Origin of the sequence: Blastococcus sp. HT6-30, from assembly GCF_039729015.1 — a bacterium.
Classification (GTDB): domain Bacteria; phylum Actinomycetota; class Actinomycetes; order Mycobacteriales; family Geodermatophilaceae; genus Blastococcus.
Window position 1 is genome coordinate 2,786,626 of record NZ_CP155792.1, and the last position, 25,385, is coordinate 2,812,010.

Genomic DNA, 25,385 nt, shown 5'->3' on the forward strand with positions numbered 1-25,385 from the left:
CGTCAGCGGCTGACGTAGTCCCGGAAACCACGACCGGTCTTCCGGCCGAGGTAACCGGCGGTGACCAGGTGCTCGAGCAGCGGCGCCGGCGCGAACCCCGGCTCGCGGAACTCGGTGTAGAGCTCCTTCTCGATCGCCAGCGAGACGTCCAGGCCGACGACGTCGAGCAGCTCGAAGGGCCCCATGGGGTAGCCGCAGCCGACCTTCATCGCGGCGTCGATGTCGTCGGCCGTGGCGTAGTGCGCCTCCAGCATCTTCACCGCGTCGTTCAGGTACGGGAAGAGCAGGGCGTTCACGATGAACCCGGCCCGGTCGGTGCAGGAGACCGCGCGCTTCCCCAGCTGCTCCGACACCGCGTGGATGGTCGCCGCGACGTCCGGGGCGGTGGAGATGGTCGAGACGACCTCCACCAGCTTCATGACCTGCGCGGGGTTGAAGAAGTGCATGCCCACCACGTCGGCCGGGCGGCCGCTGGCCTTGGCGCACTCGATGACCGGCAGGCTCGACGTCGTCGTGGCCAGCACGGCCCCCGGCTTGGCGATCTCGCCCAGGTTGGCGAACAGCGCCTCCTTGACCGGCAGCGACTCGACGACGGCCTCGATGACCAGGTCGCGGTCGGCGAGGTCGTCCAGCGACGTGGTGCCGGTGACCCGGCCCAGGATCTCGTCCCTGGCGTTCTCCTCGAGCCGGCCGCGGACGACCTGCTTGTCCAGCGACTTGGTGACCGCCGTGGTGACGGCCTCGACCTTCTCGGCGGAACGGGCCACGAAGACGACGTCGTAGCCACCCTTGGCGACGACCTCGATGATCCCGGTGGCCATGGTCCCGGAGCCGACGACGCCCACGGTCCGCACCGGCCGGGCTCCCTCGGCCGCGCCGCCGGGGGTGGGGGTCGCCTCGTCGGCGACCACCTCCGCGGAGCCGGCCGCGGCGTAGGTGTAGAACCCCCGGCCGACCTTCCGGCCCAGCAGGCCCGCGGTCATCATCTGCTTGATGATCGGGCTCGGCGCGTGCAGCCGGTCGCGCGACTGCTTGTACATCGTGTCCAGGATCTCGTAGGCGGTGTCGATGCCGATGAGGTCCATGAGCGCCAGCGGGCCCATGGGCAGGCCGCAGCCCAGGCGCATCGCCGCGTCGATGTCCTCGCGGCTGGCGTACCGGTTCTCGTACATCGAGACGGCGTGGTTGAGGTAGCCGAACAGCAGCGCGTTGGCGATGAAGCCCGCCTTGTCGCCGATCGTGACGTCGACCTTGCCGAGTCGTTCGGCCAGCGCCTCGACGTCCTCGACCACCGAGGGCTCGGTGACGACGGTGCGCACCACCTCGACCAGCTTCATGACCGGCGCCGGGTTGAAGAAGTGCATCCCGATGACCTTGCTCGGCCGTCCGGTGACGACCGACAGCTCGGTGACCGAGAGGCTCGAGGTGTTCGTCGCCAGGATGGTGTCCGGCGGGCAGATCTTGTCCAGCTTCGCGAAGAGGTCGGCCTTGAGCTCCATCCGCTCGGGCACCGCCTCGACGACCAGCTCGACGTCGCCCAGGTCCTCCAGCGAGGTGGAAAAGCGGATGCGCTCGAAGATGGCGTCGCGCTCGGCGGCATCGAGCTTGCCGCGGGCGACGGCCCGGTCGGTGGACTGCTCGACGTGGCTCCGGCCCCGGGCCAGCGCCTCCTCGCTGATCTCCACGGCGGTGACCGACAGGCCCGCCCGTGCGAACACCTCGGTGATGCCGGCACCCATGGTGCCCAGCCCCACGACGCCGACCTCGTTCAGTTCCCTGGGCACGTTGCCATCTCCTCCCACCGCCGGTGATCGCGGGCAGTCTCTCACCCGCCGCCCGCGGGAGGACGGGGTCTCCTCAGAAGAGCCGCTGGGTGGGGTCGTCGGTGCCCTTGAGGACGGCGTAGTCGACGGTGAGGCAGTCGATGCCGCGGTCCTGGGCGAGCACCCGGGCCTGCGGCTTGATCTCCTGCGCGGCGAAGACGCCCTTGACCGGGGCGAGCAGCGGATCCCGGTTGAGCAGCTCGAGATAGCGGGTCAGCTGCTCCACGCCGTCGATCTCGCCGCGCCGCTTGATCTCCACCGCCACCACCGCGCCGGAGGCGTCGCGGCAGAGCAGGTCCACCGGCCCGATCGCCGTCGGGTACTCCCGGCGCACCAGCGACCAGCCGGCCCCGAAGGTCTCGACGTGCAGCGCGAGCAACCGCTGCAGCTCCGCCTCGACGCCGTCCTTCTGCAGGCCCGGGTCCGTGCCGAGCTCCTGCGCGTGGTCGTGCAGGACCTCCTCGATGCTGACGATCAGCTGCTCACCGGCCTTGTTGGTGACCGTCCACGTGCCCGAGCCGTCGGTCAGGTCCTCCTCCAGCCGGCAGGGCGGGCTCATCCAGTTCAGCGGCTTGTACGCGCGGTCGTCGGCGTGCACCGACACCGACCCGTCGGCCTTGACCAGCAGGAGGCGGGTCGCCAGGGGCAGGTGGGCGGTGAGCCGACCGACGTAGTCGACGGAGCAGCGGGCGATGACCAGGCGCACGGGCGCCGACGCTACCGGCCGGATGCCCGGACGCCATCGCGGGGACGTGCGGGCAGGGCGGTCCGGCCCGGCAGGGCATGACCTGGGCGATGGTCGCGTTCGCGGAACCGAGCCGGGAGCACCGCTGGTGGGCGTCGATCGGAGTGCGCTGCCCGCCCGCGGGCTGCGCCACGGGCAGGGGCCACCTGTTCGACCGGCCCCGCCCGGCGGTGCACGTCCTGCAGGCGGGCTACCGGACCGGACGGAACCTGGCCGGCCGGACCGCCGTCATACCCGTATGCCCGTTCGCCCGCTGCGCGCCGTGCCCCTCCTGGCCCTGCTCCCGCTGCTGAGCGCCTGCGCCACGGGCGCCGGCGGCGGCTCCGCCGAGCCGGCGGAGCCGTCACCCCCGCCGGCGGACCCGGCCGTCGTCCTGCAGGTCAGCGAGGTCGGCGGCTTCACCACCCCGGCGATGCTCGCCGGCCGGCTGCCGACCGCGACGGTGTACGCCGACGGCCGGCTCATCACCGACGGCCCCGTGATCGCCATCTGGCCGGCGCCCGCGTTGCCGAACCTGCAGCTCCACCAGCTCGACGACGGCGGGGTGCGCGACCTCGTCGACCGGGCGCTGGCTGCCGGCGTCGCGGAGACCGGGGACCTCGGCAGCCCCCCGCTCGCCGACGTGACGAGCACGCGGTTCGCCGTCCGCACCGGCGGGGAGCTGGTCACCCGCGAGGTCTACGCCCTGGGGGTGGGCTCGGCGCCCGGACGGGAGCTCGAGACCGGTATCACCGAGGAGCAGGCGGCCGCGCGGGCGCGGCTGTCCGAGCTGGTCGACGTGCTGCGGAACCCGGCCGACGCCCTGGGCACCGACCGGGTCACCGGGCCGGAGCCGTACCGACCGGAGGCGGTGGCCGCGCTGGTGACGCCGTACGTCGACGTGGAGCCGGCCCAGCCGGAGCAACCGTGGCCCGGTCCGGAGCTGCCCGGCGAGCCGGTCGCCCCGGGGGTCACCTGCGTGACGGCGGACGGGGAGGCGGCGCAGGCGGTCCTGGACGCCGCGGCGTCGGCGTCGGCGGCCACCCCGTGGACCTCGCCCGACGGGACCCGCTGGTCGGTGCTCCTCCGGCCGCTGCTGCCCCACGAGACGGGCTGCGCGGACCTGATCGCGGGATGACGGCGGGCCCGGACCTTCCGGCGAGGTCCGGGCCCGGCCCCCTGCAGGGCCCCGGCGGGAGCCTGCGAGTGACGGGGCGGGGAGTGCTTCAGGCGGTGGCCGGCTCCCGCAGGTCGGCGTCGACGCCGCCACGGTCCTCGACCGGGGCGAGCGGGTCGATCGTCCTCGTCGAGCGGTACCGCTCGAGGTCGAGGATGCCCTCGCGCTTGGCCACGATCGTGGGCACGAGCGCCTGACCGGCGACGTTCACCGCGGTGCGCCCCATGTCCAGGATCGGGTCGACGGCCAGCAGCAGACCGACGCCGGCCAGCGGCAGGCCAAGGGTCGAGAGGGTGAGGGTCAGCATCACGACCGCACCGGTGACGCCCGCGGTGGCCGCCGAGCCGACGACCGAGACCAGGACGATGAGCAGGTAGTCGGTGATGCCGAGGTCCACCCCGAAGAACTGGGCGACGAAGATCGCCGCGAGCGCGGGGTAGATCGCCGCGCAGCCGTCCATCTTCGTCGTCGCGCCCAGCGGGACGGCGAACGAGGCGTAGGACCGCGGAACGCCCAGGTTCTGCTCGGTGACCCGCTCGGTCACCGGCAGCGTGCCGATGGACGAGCGTGACACGAAGGCCAGCTGGATGGCCGGCCAGGCACCGGCGAACCACCGCAGCGGCGAGAGTCCGTGCAGCCGCAGGAGCACCGGGTAGACGACGAACAGCACCAGCGCCAGACCGGCGTAGACGGCGCCGGCGAAGGCCCCGAGCGAGCCGAGGGACTCCCAGCCGTAGCTGGCGACGGCGTTGCCGATCAGGCCGACGGTGCCCAGCGGCGCCAGCAGGATGACCCACCACAGCACCTTCTGCACGACGGCCAGCGCGGAGCGGACCAGACCGAGGAACGGCTCGGCCGCCTCACCGACCTTCAGCACCGCGATGCCGGTCGCCGCGGCGATGACGATCAGCTGCAGGACGTTGAACGACAGGTCCCCCTCGGCCGACGACTGCAGGCCGAAGACGTTGCCCGGGACGATGCCGCCCAGGAAGTCGAACCAGGAGCCGGTCCGGGTCGGGTCCTCCTGCGCCGCGGCGTCGACCGAGCTGTTGCGACCCGGCTCGGTGAGCAGCCCGAGGGTGATGCCGATGCCGACGGCGATCAGCGCGGTGATGGCGAACCACAGCAGGGTCTGCCCGGCCAGGCGCGCAGCGTTCGAGACCTGCTTGAGGTTGGCGATGCTGACGATCACCGCGGTGACGATCAGCGGCGGGACGAGCGTCTTCAACAGCGTGACGAAGGTGCTGCCGATGGTCTGGAGGGTGCTGGTCAGCCAGTTGGGCGATCCGTCGGCCACGGGGCCGAGGTCGCGGGCGACCAGTCCGAGCGCGATGCCGACCACGAGACCCAGCAGTACCTGGGCCGCGAAGGGCACGCGGCGGAGACGAGCGAGCACGAGGGTGTTTCCGTTCTGGGTGAGGGATGACCGGGCGGGAGGCGGCGTCAGCCGCGACAGCGGTCCACCGTCACGCGGCCGAAGTCGACGGTCCGCCGCCGAGTCAGCCCCCACATGTTCTGCACGGGCAGATCAGTACTCCCGCGGGCCCGGGCATTCCGGCTGTGGCCGGCTTCACCCGTGGCACCGTCCGGGAACTCACCCCGCGCTGCGAAGGGCGAGCCGGACGGGGTCCTCCTTCAGTCGGTCCAGACGGGGCGCCGCTTGTCCAGGAACGAGGCCATGCCCTCGCGGGCACCGGGCAGTTGGCTGGCCGCGGCCATGACCTCGATCGCGGTCGCGTAGGCATCCCGCTCGGGCCGGTCCAGCTGGGCGTACATCGTCTGCTTGCCCCACGCCTTGCTCGCCCGGGAGCCACGGGTGGCCCGGTCCATCAGCTCGTCGACGGCGGTGTCCAGGTCGGCGTCGGGCACCACCCGGTTCACCAGACCCCAGTCCAGCGCCGTCGCCGCGTCGATGACGTCGCCGGTCAGCGCCAGCTCCATCGCCCGCTTGCGGCCGACGTTCCGGGCGATGGCGACCATCGGCGTGTGGCAGAACCAGCCGCCCTTGCCGCCAGGAGCGGCGAAGCCGGCCGACTCCGCCGCGACGGCGAGGTCGCAGGAGGCCACCAGCTGGCAGCCGGCGGCCGTGGCCAGGGCGTGCACCCGTGCGACGACGACCTGCGGCACGTCCTGGAGCGTCTGCATGAGCTCGGTGCACAGCCGCAGCAGGCTGCGGACCTCCGGCAGCGGGGCGCCCGCGACATCGGCGAAGTCGTGGCCGGCGCTGAACACCGGCCCCTCGGCGCCGAGCACGATGCCCGCGGCGTCGCTCCGCCCCGCCCCGGTCACGGCGGCGAGCAGCTGCGTCAGGTGCTCACGGGAGAGGGCGTTGCGCTTCGCCGCGCGTGTCATCGTGATCCGGACGACGTCGCCGTCGCGCTCGATCCGGGGCGCACCGTCAGCCATGCACCGACGCTAGAGGAGATCCGCGGTCGTGACACCCGCGGATCTCCTCCCCGATCACGCCGGAGCGGGGACCAACTCCTGCAGGCCGTTGGCCTCGCGGACCACGTCGACGACCTGGCCCATGATGTCGTTGAGCCCGAAGTCCTTGGGGGTGAAGACGCGGGCGACGCCCTGCTCGCGCAGCCGCCGCGCGTCGCTCTCCGGGATGATCCCGCCGACGACGACCGGGACGTCGTCGAGCCCGGCCTCCCGCAGCCCGCGCAGCACCGCGGGCACGACCTGCAGGTGCGAACCGGAGAGCACCGACAGGCCGACGACGTGCACGTCCTCCTCGACGGCCGCCGAGACGATCTGCTCCGGGGTCAGCCGGATGCCCTGGTAGATGACCTCGAACCCCGCGTCGCGGGCGCGCACGGCGATCTGCTCGGCGCCGTTGGAGTGCCCGTCCAGACCCGGTTTGCCCACCAGGAACCGCAGCCGGCCCCCGATCTCCTCGCCGGTGGCCCGCACCCGCTCGCGGACGCCGGTGAGGTTTCCGTCGGCCGCACCGCCGCCGGCGGCCGCGGCCACGCCCGTGGGCGCCCGGTACTCGCCGAACACCTCGCGCAGCACCCCGGCCCACTCCCCCGTCGTCACCCCGGCCCGGGCGCAGTCGAGCGTGGCGGGCATGAGGTTGCAGTCGGAGGACGCCGCCTCGCGGAGCGCGTCGAGGGCCTTCCGCACCGGGTCCGGTTCCCGCTCGGCGCGCCACCTCTGCACGGCCTCCCGGGCGGCGGCCTCGACGGCCGGGTCCACGACCATGATCGCCGTGTCCAGGTCGGCGGTCAGCGGGTTGGGCTCGGTCGTGTCGAACTTGTTGACCCCGACGACGACGTCCTCGCCGCTCTCCATCCGGCGCCGGCGCTCGGCCAGCGAGGCGACCAGCTCCCCCTTCATGTATCCGGACTCGACGGCCGGAACGGCGCCGCCCATCTCCTGCACGCGGGCGATCTCGCCGCGCGCGCCCTCGACGAGCTCGGCGACCTTCTTCTCCACCACGACGGAGCCGGTGAACAGGTCCTCGTACTCCAGCAGGTCGGTCTCGTAGGCGAGCACCTGCTGCAGCCGCAGCGACCACTGCTGGTCCCACGGACGGGGCAGCCCGAGGGCCTCGTTCCACGCCGGCAGCTGCACGGCGCGGGCGCGGGCGTCCTTGGACAGGGTGACGGCGAGCATCTCCAGCACGATCCGCTGGACGTTGTTCTCCGGCTGCGCCTCGGTCAGGCCCAGGGAGTTGACCTGCACGCCGTAGCGGAACCGGCGGTGCTTGGGGTCCTCGACGCCGTAGCGCTGCTTGGTCAGCTCGTCCCAGAGCTGGGTGAAGGCCCGCATCTTGCACATCTCCTCGACGAAGCGGACGCCCGCGTTCACGAAGAAGGAGATGCGGGCGACGACCTCGCCGAAGCGCTCCTGCGGGACCTGGCCCGAGTCGCGCACCGAGTCCAGGACGGCGATCGCGGTGCTCATCGCGTAGGCGATCTCCTGCACCGGCGTCGCCCCGGCCTCCTGCAGGTGGTAGCTGCAGATGTTGATCGGGTTCCACTTCGGCATGGTCGTCACCGTGTACGCGACCATGTCGGTGATCAGCCGCATCGACGGAGCCGGCGGGAAGACGTAGGTGCCCCGCGACAGGTACTCCTTGATGATGTCGTTCTGCGTCGTCCCCGCGAGCTTGCTGACGTCGTGCCCGTGCTCCTCGGCGACCGCCTGGTAGAGCGCGAGCAGCCACATCGCGGTGGCGTTGATCGTCATCGACGTGTTCATCTCGTCGAGCGGGATGCCGTCGAAGAGAGCGCGCATGTCCCCGATGTGCGTGACCGGGACCCCGACCTTGCCGACCTCACCGACGGCGAGCTCGTCGTCGGGGTCGTAGCCGGTCTGCGTGGGCAGGTCGAAGGCGACCGAGAGGCCGGTCTGCCCCTTCGCCAGGTTGCGGCGGTACAGGGCGTTGGACTCGGCCGGCGAGGAGTGGCCGGCGTAGGTGCGCATGACCCAGGGGCGGTCGCGCTCCTCCGGCGTGTTCGGGAACGGCATACCGGCGGAGTGTAGGGCGGTTACCGATCGGTAGCAGCCCCGCCCGACGAGCGTGTGCGGTGGCACACTCGACCAGGTCGGACGGGAGGGCGCCATGCCGGTGGACGCGGGCAGCATGCACTACGTGATCGGCCCCGTCGTCACGGTCGTCGTCCTCGTGCTCCTGGTGCTGTTCGCGCGCTGGGCGTTCGGCGGCGGCGGCGACGGCGGGCTCGGCCGCGGGGGCGGCGCGGCCGCGGCCGGCAATGACGGGCTGCTCACCCGGGTCGCCACGCTCAGCCGCCGGGAGTCGGCCCTGGCGCTGCGGGCGGTGCTGTCCGACGCCGGCATCCGCTCCACCGTCCGCTTCCCGGGTGCGCACCGCGCCGAGGTGCTGGTCTTCCCGGAGGACGCCGCCCGGGCCCGCGCGCTGGCCGCCTCCTTCGGCGGCTGAGCGCCGGCCGAGGGCCTCAGCCGGGCCGCTGGGTGCGGGTCACCTCGGCTCCCAGGCCGCGCAGCTGGTCGACGAAGTCGGGGTAACCGCGGTCGACGTGGTGCACGTCCTGCACCTCGGTGACCCCGTCGGAGCACAACCCGGCCAGGACCAGCCCGGCACCGGCCCGGATGTCGGTGGCCAGCACCGGGGCGCTGGAGAAGCGCTCCCGGCCCCGGACGACGGCGTGGTGCCCGTCGATGCGGACGTCGGCGCCCAGGCGCACCAGCTCGTTGACGAACATGAACCGGCCCTCGAACACGTTCTCGGTGATCAGCGCCGTCCCGGTGGACACCGCGGCGAGGGCGACGGCCATCGGCTGCAGGTCGGTCGGAAAGCCGGGGAACGGCAGCGTGACGACGTCGACGCAGCGCGGCCGGTCCTCCATCGCCACCCGGATCCCGTCGGGCAGCGCCTCCACGGTGGCACCGGCGTCGACCAGCTTGTCCAGCGCCACGGTGAGGTGCTCGGCCACGGCGCGCTCGACGACGACGTCGCCCCGGGTCATGACCGCCCCGATGGCCCAGGTGCCGGCGACGATCCGGTCGGGCACGGTCGAGTACTCCACCGGCTGCAGGACGTCGACGCCCTCCACGGTGATCGTCGAGGTACCGGCGCCGTCGATCCGCGCGCCCATCTCGCCGAGCATCCGGCACAGGTCGACGATCTCCGGCTCCCGCGCGGCGTTGTCGACCACCGTGGTGCCCTCGGCCAGCACCGCGGCCATGACCAGGTTCTCGGTGGCCCCGACCGACGGGAAGTCCAGCCAGATCGAGGTGCCGGTGAGGCGCGGCGCGGTGGCCACCAGGAACCCGTGCTCGCTGACGATGGTCGCGCCGAGCCGCTCGAGGCCCGAGATGTGCATGTCCAGCCCGCGGGACCCGATGGCGTCGCCGCCGGGCAGGGCCACCCGGGCGCTGCCGCAGCGGGCGACCAGCGGGCCCAGCACGCTGATCGAGGCCCGCATGCGGCGGACGAGATCGTAGTCGGTCTCCGTCGAGGGCTGCTCCGGGACATCGATGGTGAGCCGGCCGCCACCGGTCCCGGGCGTGCGCTCGTAGGAGACGTCGCAGCCGAGCCGGCGCAGCACCTCGCTCATGATCGAGACGTCGAGGATGTCGGGCACCTCGTCGATGGTCGAGCGCCCCGTGGCGAGCAGCGCCGCCGCCATGAGCTTCAGGGCACTGTTCTTGGCACCGGTGACCCGGACCCGGCCCGCGAGCCGCGCGCCCCCGGTCACCTCGAAGCACTCCACCGGAACACCCTACGGCGCCCGCTCCGCGCACCGGCGCCACCGGGCCGGGCGCCGCATAGGCTGCGGGCATGACCGTCCGGCTCACCCGCATCTACACCAAGACCGGCGACGCCGGTCAGACGCACCTGGGCGACATGAGCCGGGTGTCGAAGACCGATCCGCGCCTGGTGGCCTACGCCGACGTCGACGAGGCCAACAGCGCCATCGGGGTGGCGCTCGCGCTCGGCTCGGCCGAGCCGGCGCTCGCCGGCCTGCTGCAGAGCATCCAGAACGACCTCTTCGACGTCGGCGCCGATCTCTGCACGCCGATCGTGGCGGCCCCGCAGTACCCACCGCTGCGGGTGACCGCCGCCTACACCGAGCGGCTCGAGGCGGCCTGCGACACCTACAACGAGGCGCTGCCCAAGCTCAACAGCTTCATCCTGCCCGGCGGCACCCCGCTGGCCGCCCTGCTCCACCAGGTGCGGGTCGTGGTGCGTCGCGCCGAGCGCAGCGTGTGGGCGCTGCTGGAGGCCGAGCCGGAGCGCACCAACGCGGAGACCGCGCGGTACCTCAACCGGCTGTCGGACCTGCTGTTCATCCTGGGGCGCGTGGCCAACCCCGACGGCGACATCCTCTGGGAGCCCGGCGCGCACAGCGGCGCCCACGCCCAGCGCGAGGCGGCCACGGGGGCCGGCTCCGACTGAGCCCACCCGGCGCGGTCCTCCTCCTCAGCTCCCCGGCGGAGCCGACTCCACCCAGGAGAGGAAACCGGTCAGGGTGGAGGGCTCCATGGCGAGCTCGCGCGGGCCCTCGGCCGTGCTGCAGGTGAGCACGACGACGTCGCCGGGCAGTGCGAGGTCGTCGCGCCCGGCCGGTCGCTGGGCCAGCACCCGGAAGCCGGCCCGGCACAGCCGGTGCTGCGGGCGGACCGACAGCGACAGCGCGCGGTACCAGAGCAGCGCGTCGCCGCCGTACCAGGCGACCCCCACCGACCAGCGGGGTGAGCGCTCGGCGCGCGCCCACATGGTGACCGCGCCGAGGCCGGAGAGCAGGAACCGGCGGCGCAGCAGGAAGACCACGACGACCAGCAGCAGCAGGACGCCGAGCAGGACCAGCAGGGCCGTGGTCATCCTGGGCGCTCGCCGGCAGCGGTCAGTCGCCCTGGCCGGCCGCCCTCAGCCGCGACTGCGCACGGCGCGCCGCGGCCAGCGCCTCGGGGGTGTCCCCCTCGCTCTCGGCCCGGCGCAGCGCCTCACGGGCGCGCTCGACGTCGATCTCGGAGGAGATCTCGGCCGTCTCGGCGAGGATCGACACCCCGCGATCGGTGACCGAGAGGAAGCCGCCGTGCGCGGCCACCACCATGTCGTCACCGGACTCCGTGCGGATGGTCACGACACCGCCGTCGGCCAGCTGGCCCAGCATCGGGGCGTGACCGGGGAGGACACCCAGCTCACCCTCGGTGGTGCGGGCGATGACGCGCGTGGCCTCGCCGGACCAGATCTTGCGCTCGACGGCCACCAACTCGACCTGCAGGGTCGCCACGACACTCCTCGAAGTCCACCCCTCCGCCGGAGAGGTGCGGTGCGTACGGGTACGCCGGCCCGGCGGGCCGACGACGGACGGGCCCACTCTAGCGGCGTGTCGCGCGGTGTCCCGAGGGGCGTGCCCGCCGCTGGACCGCGCGGCGGTAGAGAAGGGCTCGGCCGTCCACCCGCACCCAGCGGTGCCGGACACAGGTGGGCGAGGCCCAGGGATCGGTGGCGGAGGCCGTGGTCGGGGCGTCGACCGGCGCGTACGGCGGCCACGTCCAGTCGCCGGATCCGGGCTCCCGGGCGCACGCACCGTGCTGTGCGGCTCCACGTCGCCCCTCACGGGCCGGCAGCCGTTCAGCAGGGCACCCGGAGCAGGTGGTCGGCATCCCCGCGGTCACCCCGCAGCCCGCCACCCGCGAATCACCCCTCCGGGCGACGCCCGGGGTCGCGGAGACGGCGATGGCCGGGCCTCCCCGCAGGGAGACCCGGCCGTCGCGCCGATCCGTGGCGGGTGGGCTCAGGCCCGCCTGAGCTTCTCCGCGTTCTTCTCGAGGTCCTCGAGGCCACCGCACATGAAGAAGGCCTGCTCCGGCACGTGGTCGTAGGTGCCCTCGGTGAGCGCCTTGAAGGCCTCGAGGGTCTCCGACAGCGGTACGTAGGAGCCCGGCTGCCCGGTGAACGCCTCGGCCACGAACATGTTCTGCGAGAGGAAGCGCTCGATGCGCCGGGCCCGGTTGACCGTGACCTTGTCCTCCTCGGAGAGCTCGTCGATGCCGAGGATCGCGATGATGTCCTGCAGCTCCTGGTAGCGCTGGAGGATCTGCTTCACGGTCTGCGCGATCTGGTAGTGCTCCTGGCCCACGTACTGCGGGTCCAGGATCCGGCTGGTGGAGTCCAGCGGGTCCACGGCCGGGTAGATGCCCTTCTCCGAGATCGGCCGCGAGAGCACGGTCGTCGCGTCGAGGTGGGCGAACGTGGTGTGCGGCGCCGGGTCGGTGATGTCGTCGGCGGGCACGTAGATCGCCTGCAGGGAGGTGATCGAGCGCCCCCGCGTCGAGGTGATCCGCTCCTGGAGCTGGCCCATCTCGTCGGCCAGCGTGGGCTGGTAGCCCACGGCCGAGGGCATGCGACCGAGCAGGGTCGACACCTCCGAGCCGGCCTGGGTGAACCGGAAGATGTTGTCGATGAAGAGGAGCACGTCCTGGTGCATCTCGTCCCGGAAGTACTCGGCCATCGTCAGGGCCGACAGGGCCACGCGCAGTCGCGTGCCCGGCGGCTCGTCCATCTGGCCGAACACCAGGGCGGTCGACTCGATGACTCCCGACTCGGTCATCTCCGTGATCAGGTCGTTCCCCTCGCGGGTGCGCTCGCCGACCCCGGCGAACACCGACACACCACCGAACTCCTGGGCGACCCGGCGGATCATCTCCTGGATCAGCACGGTCTTGCCGACCCCGGCACCACCGAACAGGCCGATCTTCCCGCCCGCCACATAGGGCGTGAGCAGGTCGATGACCTTGATGCCGGTCTCCAGCAGCTCGGTGCGGCCCTCGAGCTGGTCGAACCGCGGTGCCTGCCGGTGGATCGACCAGTGCAGGGCATCCGCGGCGTAGCCGGGGGTGTCCAGGCACTCGCCCAGGGCGTTGAACACGTGGCCCTTGGTCACGTCGCCGACCGGCACGCTGATCGGGCCACCGGTGTCGGTGACCTCGGCGCTGCGGACGAGTCCGTCGGTCGGAGCCATGGAGATGGTCCGCACGACGTTCTGGCCCAGGTGCTGGGCCACCTCTAGGGTCAGCGTCTTGCTCAGGTCGGCCAGGGTGACGTCGACCTTCAGGGCGTTGAACAGGTCGGGCATCGCGTCGCGCGGGAACTCGACGTCGACGACCGGCCCGGTGACCCGCACGACCCGGCCGGTGGCCTGGGTGTGCTGGGTGGTCGGACGGTCCTCGGTGACGGTCATCTGTAGTGCTCTCCTGCCCTGGGGCTCGGGGGTCTGCTGTTCGGTGGGGTCAGTCGTTGGCGCCGGACGAGACCAGTGCGTCGGCGCCACCGACGATCTCGCTGATCTCCTGGGTGATCTCCGCCTGGCGTGCCTGGTTCGCCTGCCGCGACAGGTTCTTCGCCAGCTCCTCGGCGTTGTCCGAGGCCGACTTCATGGCCCGGCGGCGTGAGGCCGACTCCGACGCCGCCGACTCGAGCATCGCCGCGTAGATGCGCGTGGTGATGTACTTCGGCAGCAGCGCGTCGAGCAGCCCCTCGGCCGAGGGCTCGAACTCGTACGAGGTCGGGATGCCGCTGTCGCCGGTGCCACCCGCCGCGCGCTCCTCCCGCTCGTAGTCGAACTCGTCGACCTCCTCGACCTCCAACGGAGCCATCCGCTTGGCGACCGGGACCTGCGCGAGCAGGGAGCGGAACTCGGTGTAGACGATGTGCAGCTCGTCCACCCCGAGGACGCCGTCGGCGCCGGCGCCCGCTTCGTCGTCGTCCTCACCCGCGGTGAAGGCGTCGATGAGCTCGCGGCCGACCGCCTGCGCGTCCGTGTAGTTCGGCTGCTCGGAGAAGCCGGTGAAGGTCGCCGTCGTCTCGCGGTTCCGGAAGGAGTAGTAGGTCTCCCCCTTCCGGCCGACCACGTAGAGCAGCGGCTCCTTGCCCTCCTGCCGGAGCAGGGAGAGCAGCTCCTCGGTGCGCCGGAGCACGTTCACGTTGTACGACCCGGCGAACCCGCGGTCGGAAGTGATCACCAGGACCGCGGCCCGCTGCGGGTTCTGCCGCTCGGTCAGGAGCGGGTGGTCCAGCGAGGCCGACGAGGCCAACGCCGAGAGCACCCGCGTGATCTCCCGGGCGTAGGGCTTGGAGGCCTCCACCCGGGCCTGGGCGCGGACGATGCGGGCACCGGCGATCAGCTCCTGCGCCGAGAAGATCTTCTTCGTCGACTGCGTGGAGCGGATGCGGCGCCGCAGCGCGCGGAGAGAACCGGCCATGGGTCAGCTACCCCGCTTGACCTGGACGCGCTCCTGACCCCGCTCCGAGGCGTCCATCGCCTCGGCCTCGGGCTCGTTGACCACCAGCGACTCCCCCTCGGAGGTCGTGAACTGGCCGTAGAAGGCTTCGACGGCCCGCTCCAGGGCGGCGACGGTGTCGTCCTCCAGCTTCTTCGACTGCCGGATGGTGTCGAAGATGCCGTTGTCCCCGCGGCCGACGTAGTCGAGGAACTCCAACTCGAAGCGGCGCACCTCGGAGACCGGCACGCGGTCGAGCTTTCCGGTCGTGCCCAGCCACAGCGAGACGACCTCGCGCTCGACCGGGTAGGGCGAGTACTGCCCCTGCTTGAGCAGCTCGACCAGACGCTGGCCGCGCTCGAGCGTGGCCCGGCTGGAGGCGTCCAGGTCGGAGGAGAAGGACGCGAAGGCCTCCAGCTCACGGTACTGGGCCAGGTCCAGCCGCAGACGGCCGGCGACCGACTTCATCGCCTTGATCTGCGCCGAGCCACCGACGCGGGACACCGAGATGCCGACGTTGATGGCCGGGCGGACGCCCGAGTTGAACAGACCGGTCTCGAGGAAGATCTGCCCGTCGGTGATCGAGATGACGTTCGTCGGGATGTACGCCGACACGTCGTTGCCCTTGGTCTCAACGATCGGCAGACCTGTCATCGAACCCGCGCCGAGCTCGTCGGAGAGCTTGGCGCAGCGCTCCAGCAGCCGGGAGTGCAGGTAGAACACGTCGCCGGGGTAGGCCTCGCGACCCGGGGGCCGCCGCAGCAGGAGGGACACCGCGCGGTACGCCTCGGCCTGCCGGGACAGGTCGTCGAAGACGATCAGGACGTGCTTGCCCTCGTACATCCAGTGCTGACCGATGGCCGAGCCGGTGTACGGGGAGATGTACTTCATGCCGGCGGACTCCGACGCCGGCGCAGCGACGATCGTCGTGTACTCCAGCGCGCCGGCGTCCTCGAGGGACGCGCGGATCGCGGCGATCGTCGAGCCCTTCTGGCCGACGGCGACGTAGATGCAGCGCACCTGCTGCGTCGGGTCACCGGTGGCCCAGGCCTGCTTCTGGTTGATGATCGTGTCGATCGCGATCGCGGTCCGGCCGGTCTGCCGGTCGCCGATGATCAGCTGTCGCTGGCCACGGCCGATCGGGGTCATGGCGTCGATGGCCTTGATGCCGGTCTGCATCGGCTCGTGCACCGACTGCCGCTGCACCACGGTCGGGGCCTGGAGCTCCAGGGCGCGGCGACCGGTGGACGCGATGGGGCCGGCACCGTCGATCGGGTTGCCCAGCGGATCGACCACGCGGCCGAGGTAGCCGTCGCCGACGGCGACGGAGAGCACCTCACCGGTGCGGCGGACCTGCTGGCCCTCCTCGATCCCGGAGAAGTCACCCAGGATGACCACGCCGACCTCACGGACGTCGAGGTTCAGCGCCAGACCGCGGACACCGCTCTCGAACTCGAGCAGCTCGTTGGTCATGACCGAGGGCAGGCCCTCGACCCGGGCGATGCCGTCGCCGGCCTCGGTGACGATCCCGACCTCTTCGCGGGAGACGTCGGGCGAGTACTCCGTGACGTAGTTCTGGATGGCACTGCGGATCTCGTCTGCGGAGATCGTCAGCTCGGCCATGGCTCTGAGTCCTCTTCCCTGCGGGGTCGTGATCTGTGGTGGTGGGCGGTCAGCCGGCGAGCTGCCGGCGGGCGGCTTCCAGCCGGTGGGCGATGCTTCCGTCGATGACCTCGTCGCCCACCTGGACGACGAGTCCCCCGACGATCGCCGGGTCGACGGTCACCTGCAGCCCGATGGTCCGCCTGTAGAGGCGGGAGAGCACGTCGACCAGCCGCTGCTCCTGGGACGGGGTGAGCGGCACGGCGGTCGTCACCCGTGCCACCGACTGACCGCGGCGACGGCTGGCGACCTCCGAGAGCCGCTCGATCGCGACTCCCGCGGTACCGGCGTGCGAGCCGGTCAGGACGTTGCGGAGCAGCAGCTCGGTGACCGGGCTGACCCGCCCCGACAGCAGCCGGTCCAGCAACTCGGTCTTGCCCTGCGCCGATGCGGTGCGGTCGCTGAGCACCCGGGACAGCTCGCGGTCGCCGGTGACGATCCGGCCGAAGCGGAAGAGCTCGTCCTCCACGCCGTCCAGCTCGCCCCGCAGGTCCGCCGCGTCGAGAGCCGCCTCGGTGGCCAGCGTCATGGCTGCCTCGACCAGGTCGAGCGGCCGCGACCAGCGCTGCCGGACGCTCACCTGGACCAGGTCGAGGGCGACCGGGGACAGGCGCTCCCCGAACAGCCGCTGCGCCAGGGCCGCCCGCTCCTCCGGCTTGCCCGAGGGGTCGGACAGCGCCCGGCGCAGCGACGGCTGGGCTTCCAGCAGCCGCGCCACCGCGAACAGCTCCTCGGCCAGCGCGAGCTGCTCGCCGGACTCGGTGGCTCGCGCCTGACCGGTGAGCCGGTCCTTGGCCTTCTCCAGGAGCCCCGAGGGATCGCGGGTCAGCTCCTCCAGCCGCTCCCGGGCGACGACGAGCGCCGCGCGGCTCGACGCATCCATCAGCGGGTGCCCCCGGCGACGGTGCTGCCGCCCCGGCCGTCGGGAGTGCCGGCGGACATGCCGTCGAGCTGGTCGAGGAACCGGTCGACGGTGCCCTGGCGGCGCGCCTCGTCGGCGAGCGACTCGCCCACGACGCGACCGGCGAGCTCGACGGCGAGCGCGCCGATCTGGCCGCGCAGCTCGTTGACCACCTGCAGGCGGGAGGCAGCGATCTGCTCCTCGCCGCGGGCGACGATCCGCGCCGACTCCTCCTGCGCCTGGACCCGCAGCTCCTCGAGGATCTGCTGGCCCTCGGCACGGGCCTGGTCCCGGATCTGGGCGGCCTCGGTACGGGCCTCGGCGAGCTGGGCGCGGTACTGCTCCAGCGATGCCTTGGCCTCGGCCTGCATGGCCTCGGCGCGCTCGATCCCGCCCTCGATCGCTTCCCGACGTGCCTGGAACGCTTGCTCGAACTGCGGCGCGACGAACTTGACCACCACGTACAGCAGAACCGCGAATGCGATCAAGCCGATGATGATCTCGCCGACCGGCGGAAGGAGCGGATTGGGGCTCTCCGCAGCCAGGGTGCTCATGGTCTCACTGTCCCGTCTGGAGTCGGTACCCGTGCTCGGCTACCGGATCAGGTGCCGTAGACGAGAGGGGCGACGAAGCCGATGAGGGCCAGCGCCTCGGCGAGTGCGAAGCCGAGGAACGCATAGGTGCGGGTCAGGCCGGCCGACTCGGGCTGACGGGCCGTCGCCTGGATGTAGGCGGCCCAGACCAGGCCGACACCGATCCCCGGGCCGATGGTGGCGATGCCGTAGCCGACCGAACCGATACTGCCGGAGACCTCTGCCAGAAGATCCATGTGGGGTGTTCCTCCTCTGTCGTCGCCCGGCGGACGCCGGGCGGCTGGCGGGTGGTGCGCTTGCGGACGGCCGGTGGATCCGGCCACCACGACACTGATCAGTGCTGGGCCTCGACCGAACCGTTCAGGTAGGTGCCCATCAGCATCGTGAAGACGTAGGCCTGCAGGAAGATGACCAGCAACTCGAAGAAGGTCATCACGATCGCCATCAGCGCCGAGAGCGGGCCGAAGACGGCGGAGAAGTTGCCGACCGTGAACAAATATGTCGCGCCGAGCGCGAAGGTGACCAGCAGCATGTGGCCGGCGAACATGTTGGCGAAGAGTCGCACCGCCAGGGTGAACGGCCGGACGATGAAGTTCTGCAGGATCTCCAGCGGCGTCACCAGGATGTACGCCGCCTTGGGCACGCCGGGCAGGAAGAGGATGTCGCGGAAGTACGGCCAGGCTCCCTGCTCGCGGATCCCGACCCCGATGTAGACGACCCAGCAGATGAGCGCCAGCACGAGCGGGAAGGCGAAACGCGCCATCGGGGAGATCTGGATGCCCGGGATGATGGCGAGGAGGTTGTTCGCGAGGATGAAGAAGAAGAGCGAGGCCAGGAACGGGGCGAAGGGCAGACCCTTGACCCCGACGACGTCGCGAGCGATCCCGTCCCGCACCAGCGAGTAGCCGCTCTCGCCCAGGTACTGCAGCCGCCCGGGCACGACCTTGGCGTTCCGCGAGGCCATGACGAGGAAGACCGCGACGGCGGCCGTCGCCAGCCACATCGCCAGGATGATCCGGTCGAAGCTGAACTCGATGCCCAGCAATGTGAAGCCGAACAGCTCCTCGGGGAAGAACTCTCCGAGACCCGGAGGCGTGAAACCGCCGCCGGGATCGCTCTCGACAGCGAGCACGCCACCGCGCTCGAGGGCGCCTGAGGTCACCGTTGTCCCTTCTGCGTCCTGGGCCGGCCCTGTCCTCCGCCCGAGGTCCTGCTGGTCTGCCGCTCACCCGGTGGAGGGGTCACGGTGCCGTACTTGACGACCACCACGTAGATGGCCACTGCTACGCCGAGGATGACGCCGACCGGGAAGAACAGACGTGTGTCCGCCCACTGGTCGAGCAGCCACCCGACTCCGCCCCACACGGCCATCCCGGAGAGAATCGTCCCGGTGACGCCCCAGCCCATGTCAGCCCCGCTGGGCTGACGGACCGGTCGTGCTGGGCGTGGTCGGGCACCCCCGCGCTTGGAGGAGTCATCGGCCATCGGTGCGGACCCTATCAGCCGCCCGTTGCGGCGCCTCCCGGGTCCGCCCGTCCGGGCGACACCCGGCCGGTCGGCCGGGGCTCCGGAGGAGGCACGTAGTAGATCTGCCGGGTCCACACCCATCGCAGCTGCACGGCGCTCCACAGCAGAGCACCGGCGACGACGGTCCACGCCAGGGCCCGCCGGTCCAGCCAACCGTCCTCGGGCAGGGCACCGAGCACGGCGAAGAGGACCATCGCCTTGACACCGAAGACCAGCAGGGCGACGGGGAGCGTCAGCGTGTCCCCGATCCGTCCGGCCCACGCCACCACGGCGCCGGACACCACGAAGAACGTCGTCACGACCACGGCGCCGACGAGGACGCCCCAGGCCGTCGGCCAGCCTCCGAGGAGGCCGGCAACCGGCGCGACGGCGGCCGCCAACCCCGCGGTGACGAGCGCGGCCGGCCGGAGGAACGAGACGTCCCACGGGGTGTCGTGGACAGGGGTACGGGTCATCGGGGCCTCGGAGATCCTCCCGCGCGAGCGGCGGGACGGGTGATGGGACCGGCACCTGGAGCGGTCGCCGGAGGCGCCACCCTGCGCGCCGTGGGGTGGTCGGCGCGGCTCCGGCGGCGCTGGGCCTCCAGCTCGGCGGCACGGGCCTCGCGGGCGGCCCGGCGCGCACGGGGGCTCAGGACGACGACCACGCCGACGACCAGCAGGACGGCGATGGCCACGAGCAGCTCGACCCGCCCGCCGGTGATCGACAACCCGACCGCGCCGAAGGACAGCAGCGCGGCCCAGAAGTACATGACCAGGACCGCGCGCGTGTGCGAGTGCCCGATCGACAGCAGCCGGTGGTGCAGGTGCATCTTGTCGGGGGAGAACGGTGACCGGCCCTTGCGGGTGCGCCGCACCACGGCCAGCACCAGGTCGGTGAACGGGATGAAGAGGATCGCGATCGGCACGAGCAGCGGCAGGGTCAGCGGCAGCAGGCTGGCCGCCGAGCCGAACGTCTGCGCGTCCACTCCCCCGGTGGCGGTGACCGCGGCCGCGGAGAGCATCAGGCCGACCAGCATCGACCCCGAGTCGCCCATGAAGATGCGGGCCGGGCTGAAGTTGTGCGGGAGGAAGCCCAGGCAGACGCCGGCCAGCACCGCGGTGACCAGGGTCGGCGCGCTCGCTGCCTCCTCGTACCGCATCTGGCCGAGGTTGTAGCTGTAGGCGAAGAACGCCAGCGCGGCGATCGCGGAGACCCCGGCGGCCAGGCCGTCGAGCCCGTCGATGAAGTTCAGCGCGTTGACCGCGGAGACCGTCAGCAGGATGGTCAACGGCACGCCGACGTCCGGGCCCAGGGACACCGTGCCGATGTCGGCGAACGGGAGGAACAGGAACGCCAGCTGGACGCCGAGCAGCACCATGACGCCGGCCGCGGCGATCTGCCCGGTGAGTTTCGTCAGGGCGTCCAGGCCCCACTTGTCGTCCAGCACCCCCAGCAGGCAGATCAGCCCACCGGCGACGAGAACCGCGTAGACCTGGGTGTCGTCGAACGTCCGCTGCAGCGCCGGCAGTCGCGAGGCCACGAGGACCGCGGCCACCACGCCGAGGTACATGGCCACGCCGCCGCCCCGCGGGGTCGGGATGACGTGCACGTCACGCTCCCGCGGGGCGGCCATCATGCGGAGCCGGATCGCCATCATCCGCACCACCGGCGTGGCCAGGAAGGTGACCAGCGCAGCGGTGAGGAGGACGACGACGTACTCGCGCACGGCTCAGACGGTCTTCGCCGGCTCGGGGTACGCGGGGTGGGCACCGACCAGCTCGCGCACGCCCGCGGCGACCTCGGCCGTGCGGCTGCCGTCGGCGTCGCGGATGGCGGTGCCGATCAGCGAGGCGATCGACTTCATGTCCGACTCGACCATCCCCTGCGTGGTGACGGCCGGGCTGCCGACGCGGATGCCGGAGGCGACCGATGCCGGCTGCGGGTCGAACGGGATCGCGTTCTTGTTGAGGACGATGCCGGCGGCGTCGCAGCGCTTCTCGGCGTCGGCACCCGTCACCCCGGTCTGCTGCAGGTCCAGCAGCGCCAGGTGCGTGTCGGTGCCGCCGGCGACGGGCCGGAGTCCCTCGGCCGCGAGGCCCTCGGTGAGCGCCTGCGCGTTGGCGATGACCTGACGGGCGTAGGCCTGGTATCCCGGCTGCAGGCACTCCCTGAAGTTGACCGCCTTGGCGGCGACGGCGTGCATGAGCGGGCCGCCCTGCATCATCGGGAAGGCCGCCTTGTCGATCGCCTTGGCGTGCTCGGCCTTGCAGACGATCGCGCCACCGCGCGGGCCGCGCAGCACCTTGTGGGTGGTGAAGGTGACCACGTCGGCGTAGGGCACCGGGCTGGGGATCGCCTTGCCGGCGACCAGGCCGATGAAGTGCGCCGCGTCGACCATGAAGATCGCGCCGATCTCGTCGGCGATCTCCCGGAAGGCGGCGAAGTCGATCAGCCGCGGGATCGCCGATCCGCCGGCGACGATGAGCTTCGGCCGGTGTTCGCGGGCCAGGTCGCGCACCTGGTCGTAGTCGATGTGCTCGGTACCAGCGTCCACGCCGTACTGCACGGCGTTGAACCACTTGCCGCTGAAGCTGACCTTCGTGCCGTGGGTCAGGTGGCCGCCGTGCGGGAGCGCCATGCCGAGGAACGTGTCCCCCGGCTTGAGGAAGGCGCCGTAGGCGGCGAGGTTGGCGTTGGCCCCCGAGTGCGGCTGCAGGTTGGCGTGCTCGGCGCCGAACAGCTCCTTGGCGCGCTCGATGCCGATCTCCTCGGCGCGGTCGACGACCTCGCACCCGCCGTAGTAGCGCCGGCCGGGGTAGCCCTCGGCGTACTTGTTCGACAGGGTGCTGCCGAGGGCGGCCAGGACGGCGGGGCTGGTGAAGTTCTCGCTGGCGATCAGCTGCAGCCCTCCGCGCAGCCGGTCCAGCTCACCGGTGACCACGTCGGCGATGTCGGGGTCGAAGGCGGCCAGGGCGTCGAAGTCCGGGCCCCAGTAGGGGGTGCTCATCTCAGGCGCACTCCAGAAGTCGGTGCGGGCGCCCGCGATGCCCGGGCTCGGGCGGCGCGGCGGTCGTCTAACTATGACACTGGGACGAGGCAGTCCTCCGGACTGCACCGCGGCCACATGCCGCCCCCCGGCTGCGCGGAGCGCGTCCGCACGCTCCTCGCCGGGACTCTCCGGGCCCACGTCGTCGGTGCCCTGCCCCCTGCCTGCTGCGGTCGGGCCCTCGTCGACGACCCTCGGCCCGCCCCGGCGGGGGTCAGTCCGTGACCTCCGGGACGACCTCGCGCAGGCGCTCCACGGGGATCGCCCCGACACGCAGCACCCGCGGAGCGGGACCGGTGCAGTCCACGATCGTGCTCGCCGCCGAGTTCGTCCGCGGCCCGTCGTCGAGCACGACCGCCGCATGTGCGCCGAGCTGCATGTCGGCCTGCTGCGCCGAGGTGGCCGCCGGCCGGCCGGACCGGTTGGCGCTGGACACCGCCAGGGGTCCGGTGCGGCGGAGCAGGTCCCGGGTCAGCTCGTCGCCGGGCAGCCGGACGGCCACCGTTCCCTCGGCGTCACCGAGGTCCCAGGCCAGGGACGGCGCGTGCTCCAGCACCAGCGTGAGCCCTCCGGGCCAGAACTTCTGGGCGAGCCGGGTGGCGACCTCCGGCATCTGCAGCACCAGCCCGGCCAGCGTCGACGCCTCGCCGATCAGCACCGGCACGGGCATGGCCCGGCCCCGGTTCTTGGCGGCGAGCAGACGGGCGACGGCGGCAGGGCTGAACGCGTCGGCGGCGACGCCGTAGACGGTGTCGGTCGGCAGCAGCACCAGCTCGCCGCGGGTGATCGCCTCCGCGGCGGCGTGCAGGCCGGCCGCGCGGGTCTCGGGATCGGAGCAGTCGTAGAACTCGGCCACGGAGCAGCAGTGTTCCGCAGACCTCAGCCGGCGCGACGAGCGGTGGTGTACCGGGGCCGGCCGGCGAGGTCCGGGTGGTCGTCCACGTCGGCGAAACCGCCGTGCACGCGCACCAGCGCCGGCAGCGATCCGCCCTGCTGGTCGGCGTGCTCGATGCCCAGCCCACCGCCGGGCCGGAGCAGACGGGCGGCGGTGTCCAGCAGCCCGCGGACGACGTCGAGGCCGTCGGGGCCGCCCCACAACGCCAGCGGCGGGTCGTGGTCGGCGACCTCCCGCGGCACCCGCGCACCGTCGGGCACGTAGGGCGGGTTGCTCACGACCAGGTCGACCCCGCCGTCGAGCTCGCGCAGCAGCTGTGGATCGGTCATGTCACCGGCGAGGACCTCCACAGGGGGGTCCCCCGCCGCCGCGCGGGCGCGCGCGTTGTGCCGCGTCCACTCGATCGCGCCGGGGTCCCGCTCGACCGCCGTCACCCGGGCCCCGGGGTGCTCGCGGGCGATCGACAGCGCGATGGCACCCGAGCCCGATCCGAGGTCGACCACCACCGGCTCGGGCGTGCCGGCCAGTTGCTCCAGGGCCCAGCCCACCAGCTGCTCGGTCTCCGGCCGTGGCACGAAGACGCCCGGCCCCACCGCCAGTTCGAGGTAGCGGAACGGCGCCCGGCCGGTGAGGTGCTGCAGCGGCACCCGGTCGGCCCGCTGCCCGAGCAGGGTCTCGAACCGGTCGGCCGCCCCGTCGTCGACGTCGTCGAGGGTGAGCAGCCGGGTGCGCGGGACGCCGAGCACGTGGGCGAGCAGCAGTTCGGCGTCCACCCGGGGCGACTCCACACCTGCCTCGGCGAGGCGGCGGGCCGCCGCGGCCAGCAGGGCCCGGGCGCTCAGGAGCCGGCCGCCAGCAGCTCGGCGGTGTGCGCGCTGACCAGCGCGTCGATGACGCCGTCGAGGTCGCCGTCGAGCACCTGGTCGAGGTTGTGGGACTTGTAGCCGACGCGGTGGTCGGAGATCCGGTTCTCCGGGTAGTTGTAGGTGCGCACCCGCTCGCTGCGGTCGACGGTGCGGACCTGGCTGCGCCGCTGGTCGCTCGCCGTCGCGGCGGCCTCCTCGCGGGCGGCGGCCAGCAGCCGCGCGCGCAGTACCCGCAACGCCGACTCCCGGTTCTGCAGCTGGCTCTTCTCGTTCTGCGAGCTGACCACGATGCCGCTGGGCAGGTGCGTGATGCGGACGGCGGAGTCGGTGGTGTTGACGCTCTGCCCACCGGGACCCGACGAGCGGAAGACGTCGATGCGCAGGTCGTTCGGGTCGATCCTCACGTCGATCTCCTCGGCCTCCGGCAGCACCAGGACGCCGGCCGCGGAGGTGTGGATGCGGCCCTGGCTCTCGGTGGCGGGCACCCGCTGGACGCGGTGCACGCCGCCCTCGAACTTCAGCCGGGACCAGATGCCCTCGTCCGTACGGGACTTGATCGCGACCGCGACGTCCTTGTAGCCGCCCAGCTCCGCGTCCACGGCGTCGAGCACCTCGGTGGCCCAGCCGCGGCGCTCGGCGTAGCGCAGGTACATGCGCAGCAGGTCTCCGGCGAACAGCGCCGACTCGGCGCCGCCCTCCCCCGCCTTGATCTCGAGGATGACGTCCTTGTCGTCGTCGGGGTCCTTGGGCAGCAGCTGCTCGCGCAGGCGGTCGGTGAGCTCGGCGATCCGCTGCTCGAGGGCGGTGGCCTCCGCGGCGAAGGACGCGTCCTCCGCCCCGAGCTCCCGCGCGGCGCTCAGGTCGTCCCGCGCCTCGTCCAGCGCGCGCGCGGTCTCCACCAGCGGCGCCAGCTGCGCGTAACGCCGGCCCATGCGGCGGGCCCGCGCCTGGTCGGCGTGCACCGCCGGGTCGGCCAGCTCCTGCTCCAGGCGGGCGTGCTCGGCGAGCAGCCCGGCCAGCCGGTCGGGCGCCGACGTCTCGGTGCTGCTCATCGGGATGGTGCCTCTCGGGCTCGCGTCGGGTCCGGACATGACGACGGCGCCCGCCCCACCGAGGTGGGAACGGGCGCCGTCAGGGGTGCTACTGGGCGTCGGTCGCCGCTGCGCCGACGTTGCGCTTGCCGAAGCGCTTCTCGAAGCGGGCCACCCGGCCACCGGTGTCGAGGATCTTCTGCTTACCGGTGTAGAAGGGGTGGCAGGCCGAGCAGACCTCGACGGTCAGCTGACCGCTGGGCGCCGTGCTGCGCGTGGTGAAGGTGTTCCCGCAACCACAGGTCACGGTGGTCTCGTGGTACGTGGGGTGGATGTCGGGCTTCATGCCGATTGCCTCTTCCGAGAAGTCTGGGCGGTTCACGAGGTGGAACGCCGGCCAGCGGGAGGTATTCCGCGCCGACGGCGGGGGCTCGGT

At 72.3% G+C, this 25,385-nt stretch carries 26 protein-coding genes; 3 read left to right on the forward strand and 23 right to left on the reverse strand.

Annotated features, from left to right (window positions below; all coding sequences use genetic code 11):
* Positions 1–2: 2 nt before the first annotated feature.
* Both ABC795_RS13410 and nucS read right to left on the reverse strand, forming a co-directional pair.
* The gene (locus ABC795_RS13410) at positions 3–1,784 is read right to left on the reverse strand and encodes a 3-hydroxybutyryl-CoA dehydrogenase (protein WP_347057689.1); all 1,782 of its coding nucleotides are present in this window, start codon (positions 1,782–1,784) and stop codon (positions 3–5) included.
* A gap of 73 nt (positions 1,785–1,857) precedes the next feature.
* Positions 1,858–2,529 (reverse strand): endonuclease NucS, encoded by a 672-nt coding sequence (gene nucS, locus ABC795_RS13415; protein WP_347057690.1) that lies wholly within the window; start codon positions 2,527–2,529, stop codon positions 1,858–1,860.
* Positions 2,530–2,806: 277 nt separating this feature from the next.
* Here nucS and ABC795_RS13420 point away from each other — a divergent pair, with 277 nt between their 5' ends.
* A complete protein-coding gene (locus ABC795_RS13420; RefSeq protein ID WP_347057691.1) occupies positions 2,807–3,685 on the forward strand; it encodes a hypothetical protein in 879 nt (292 codons plus the stop codon).
* Positions 3,686–3,773: 88 nt separating this feature from the next.
* Here the strand turns inward: ABC795_RS13420 and ABC795_RS13425 are convergent, their stop codons facing one another.
* From ABC795_RS13425 to ABC795_RS13435, 3 genes are all read right to left on the reverse strand, one after another.
* A complete protein-coding gene (locus ABC795_RS13425) occupies positions 3,774–5,099 on the reverse strand; it encodes a dicarboxylate/amino acid:cation symporter (RefSeq protein WP_347057692.1) in 1,326 nt (441 codons plus the stop codon).
* Positions 5,100–5,359: 260 nt separating this feature from the next.
* A complete protein-coding gene (locus tag ABC795_RS13430; RefSeq protein WP_347057693.1) occupies positions 5,360–6,130 on the reverse strand; it encodes an enoyl-CoA hydratase-related protein in 771 nt (256 codons plus the stop codon).
* A gap of 54 nt (positions 6,131–6,184) precedes the next feature.
* A complete protein-coding gene (locus ABC795_RS13435) occupies positions 6,185–8,203 on the reverse strand; it encodes a protein meaA (RefSeq protein ID WP_347057694.1) in 2,019 nt (672 codons plus the stop codon).
* A 94-nt stretch (positions 8,204–8,297) separates the two neighbouring features.
* Here ABC795_RS13435 and ABC795_RS13440 point away from each other — a divergent pair, with 94 nt between their 5' ends.
* On the forward strand, positions 8,298–8,636 hold the full coding sequence (locus tag ABC795_RS13440) for a hypothetical protein (RefSeq protein WP_347057695.1): 339 nt from the start codon (positions 8,298–8,300) through the stop codon (positions 8,634–8,636).
* A gap of 16 nt (positions 8,637–8,652) precedes the next feature.
* Here the strand turns inward: ABC795_RS13440 and murA are convergent, their stop codons facing one another.
* A complete protein-coding gene (murA, locus tag ABC795_RS13445) occupies positions 8,653–9,930 on the reverse strand; it encodes a UDP-N-acetylglucosamine 1-carboxyvinyltransferase (RefSeq protein WP_347057696.1) in 1,278 nt (425 codons plus the stop codon).
* Positions 9,931–9,998: 68 nt separating this feature from the next.
* On the opposite strand from murA, the gene ABC795_RS13450 reads away from it, so the two are divergent.
* Entirely contained in the window at positions 9,999–10,616 is a 618-nt protein-coding gene (locus ABC795_RS13450) for a cob(I)yrinic acid a,c-diamide adenosyltransferase (protein WP_347057697.1), read from the forward strand.
* Between the two features lie 24 nt (positions 10,617–10,640).
* Here ABC795_RS13450 and ABC795_RS13455 read toward each other — a convergent pair whose 3' ends face one another.
* From ABC795_RS13455 to rpmE, 17 genes are all read right to left on the reverse strand, one after another.
* Positions 10,641–11,042, reverse strand: coding sequence for a DUF2550 domain-containing protein (locus ABC795_RS13455; RefSeq protein ID WP_347057698.1), 402 nt, complete (start codon positions 11,040–11,042; stop codon positions 10,641–10,643).
* A 22-nt stretch (positions 11,043–11,064) separates the two neighbouring features.
* Positions 11,065–11,454: a F0F1 ATP synthase subunit epsilon gene (locus ABC795_RS13460; protein ID WP_347057699.1), complete on the reverse strand. Its 390-nt coding sequence runs from the start codon at positions 11,452–11,454 to the stop codon at positions 11,065–11,067.
* A gap of 507 nt (positions 11,455–11,961) precedes the next feature.
* Positions 11,962–13,407 carry a F0F1 ATP synthase subunit beta gene (gene atpD / locus ABC795_RS13465; RefSeq protein WP_347057700.1) on the reverse strand — a complete coding sequence of 482 codons (1,446 nt, stop codon included), beginning with the start codon at positions 13,405–13,407 and terminating at the stop codon, positions 11,962–11,964.
* A gap of 49 nt (positions 13,408–13,456) precedes the next feature.
* A complete protein-coding gene (locus ABC795_RS13470) occupies positions 13,457–14,428 on the reverse strand; it encodes a F0F1 ATP synthase subunit gamma (protein ID WP_347057701.1) in 972 nt (323 codons plus the stop codon).
* Between the two features lie 3 nt (positions 14,429–14,431).
* Positions 14,432–16,069, reverse strand: a complete 1,638-nt coding sequence (gene atpA, locus ABC795_RS13475) for a F0F1 ATP synthase subunit alpha (protein ID WP_347057702.1) — start codon at positions 16,067–16,069, stop codon at positions 14,432–14,434.
* 49 nt (positions 16,070–16,118) lie between these two features.
* Entirely contained in the window at positions 16,119–16,991 is an 873-nt protein-coding gene (locus ABC795_RS13480) for a F0F1 ATP synthase subunit delta (protein WP_347057703.1), read from the reverse strand.
* Positions 16,991–17,563, reverse strand: a complete 573-nt coding sequence (locus tag ABC795_RS13485; RefSeq protein ID WP_347057704.1) for a F0F1 ATP synthase subunit B — start codon at positions 17,561–17,563, stop codon at positions 16,991–16,993. The genes ABC795_RS13480 and ABC795_RS13485 overlap by 1 nt, the downstream gene beginning before the upstream one ends.
* A gap of 47 nt (positions 17,564–17,610) precedes the next feature.
* Positions 17,611–17,838 (reverse strand): ATP synthase F0 subunit C, encoded by a 228-nt coding sequence (atpE, locus tag ABC795_RS13490; protein WP_347057705.1) that lies wholly within the window; start codon positions 17,836–17,838, stop codon positions 17,611–17,613.
* 98 nt (positions 17,839–17,936) lie between these two features.
* Positions 17,937–18,764, reverse strand: a complete 828-nt coding sequence (atpB, locus tag ABC795_RS13495; protein WP_347057706.1) for a F0F1 ATP synthase subunit A — start codon at positions 18,762–18,764, stop codon at positions 17,937–17,939.
* Positions 18,761–19,009 (reverse strand): hypothetical protein, encoded by a 249-nt coding sequence (locus ABC795_RS13500; protein WP_347057707.1) that lies wholly within the window; start codon positions 19,007–19,009, stop codon positions 18,761–18,763. Before ABC795_RS13500 ends, atpB begins: the two co-directional genes overlap by 4 nt.
* Before the next feature lie 92 nt (positions 19,010–19,101).
* Complete coding sequence (locus ABC795_RS13505) at positions 19,102–19,584, reverse strand: hypothetical protein (protein ID WP_347057708.1); 483 nt, start codon at positions 19,582–19,584, stop codon at positions 19,102–19,104.
* Complete coding sequence (locus ABC795_RS13510) at positions 19,581–20,837, reverse strand: MraY family glycosyltransferase (protein ID WP_347057709.1); 1,257 nt, start codon at positions 20,835–20,837, stop codon at positions 19,581–19,583. The genes ABC795_RS13505 and ABC795_RS13510 overlap by 4 nt, the downstream gene beginning before the upstream one ends.
* A 3-nt stretch (positions 20,838–20,840) precedes the next feature.
* Positions 20,841–22,118, reverse strand: coding sequence for a serine hydroxymethyltransferase (glyA, locus tag ABC795_RS13515; protein WP_347057710.1), 1,278 nt, complete (start codon positions 22,116–22,118; stop codon positions 20,841–20,843).
* A 253-nt stretch (positions 22,119–22,371) separates the two neighbouring features.
* On the reverse strand, positions 22,372–23,013 hold the full coding sequence (locus tag ABC795_RS13520) for an L-threonylcarbamoyladenylate synthase (RefSeq protein ID WP_347057711.1): 642 nt from the start codon (positions 23,011–23,013) through the stop codon (positions 22,372–22,374).
* A 23-nt stretch (positions 23,014–23,036) separates the two neighbouring features.
* Positions 23,037–23,894, reverse strand: coding sequence for a peptide chain release factor N(5)-glutamine methyltransferase (gene prmC / locus ABC795_RS13525; RefSeq protein WP_347060723.1), 858 nt, complete (start codon positions 23,892–23,894; stop codon positions 23,037–23,039).
* Positions 23,891–24,970 (reverse strand): peptide chain release factor 1, encoded by a 1,080-nt coding sequence (prfA, locus tag ABC795_RS13530; RefSeq protein WP_347057712.1) that lies wholly within the window; start codon positions 24,968–24,970, stop codon positions 23,891–23,893. Before prfA ends, prmC begins: the two co-directional genes overlap by 4 nt.
* Positions 24,971–25,058: 88 nt before the next feature.
* Positions 25,059–25,295 (reverse strand): 50S ribosomal protein L31, encoded by a 237-nt coding sequence (rpmE, locus tag ABC795_RS13535; RefSeq protein ID WP_347057713.1) that lies wholly within the window; start codon positions 25,293–25,295, stop codon positions 25,059–25,061.
* Positions 25,296–25,385: the final 90 nt, after the last annotated feature.

Bases quoted from the DNA above. Each gene is read 5' to 3' on its own strand.
- ABC795_RS13420 (WP_347057691.1), top strand. From the start codon at position 2,807: ATGCCCGTTCGCCCGCTGCGCGCCGTGCCCCTCCTGGCCCTGCTCCCG.
- ABC795_RS13430 (WP_347057693.1), bottom strand. From the start codon at position 6,130: ATGGCTGACGGTGCGCCCCGGATCGAGCGCGACGGCGACGTCGTCCGG.
- ABC795_RS13435 (WP_347057694.1), bottom strand. From the start codon at position 8,203: ATGCCGTTCCCGAACACGCCGGAGGAGCGCGACCGCCCCTGGGTCATG.
- ABC795_RS13440 (WP_347057695.1), top strand. From the start codon at position 8,298: ATGCCGGTGGACGCGGGCAGCATGCACTACGTGATCGGCCCCGTCGTC.
- ABC795_RS13450 (WP_347057697.1), top strand. From the start codon at position 9,999: ATGACCGTCCGGCTCACCCGCATCTACACCAAGACCGGCGACGCCGGT.
- ABC795_RS13455 (WP_347057698.1), bottom strand. From the start codon at position 11,042: ATGACCACGGCCCTGCTGGTCCTGCTCGGCGTCCTGCTGCTGCTGGTC.
- atpD (WP_347057700.1), bottom strand. From the start codon at position 13,407: ATGACCGTCACCGAGGACCGTCCGACCACCCAGCACACCCAGGCCACC.
- ABC795_RS13470 (WP_347057701.1), bottom strand. From the start codon at position 14,428: ATGGCCGGTTCTCTCCGCGCGCTGCGGCGCCGCATCCGCTCCACGCAG.
- atpA (WP_347057702.1), bottom strand. From the start codon at position 16,069: ATGGCCGAGCTGACGATCTCCGCAGACGAGATCCGCAGTGCCATCCAG.
- ABC795_RS13480 (WP_347057703.1), bottom strand. From the start codon at position 16,991: ATGGATGCGTCGAGCCGCGCGGCGCTCGTCGTCGCCCGGGAGCGGCTG.
- ABC795_RS13485 (WP_347057704.1), bottom strand. From the start codon at position 17,563: ATGAGCACCCTGGCTGCGGAGAGCCCCAATCCGCTCCTTCCGCCGGTC.
- atpE (WP_347057705.1), bottom strand. From the start codon at position 17,838: ATGGATCTTCTGGCAGAGGTCTCCGGCAGTATCGGTTCGGTCGGCTAC.
- ABC795_RS13500 (WP_347057707.1), bottom strand. From the start codon at position 19,009: ATGGGCTGGGGCGTCACCGGGACGATTCTCTCCGGGATGGCCGTGTGG.
- ABC795_RS13505 (WP_347057708.1), bottom strand. From the start codon at position 19,584: ATGACCCGTACCCCTGTCCACGACACCCCGTGGGACGTCTCGTTCCTC.
- glyA (WP_347057710.1), bottom strand. From the start codon at position 22,118: ATGAGCACCCCCTACTGGGGCCCGGACTTCGACGCCCTGGCCGCCTTC.
- prfA (WP_347057712.1), bottom strand. From the start codon at position 24,970: ATGAGCAGCACCGAGACGTCGGCGCCCGACCGGCTGGCCGGGCTGCTC.
- rpmE (WP_347057713.1), bottom strand. From the start codon at position 25,295: ATGAAGCCCGACATCCACCCCACGTACCACGAGACCACCGTGACCTGT.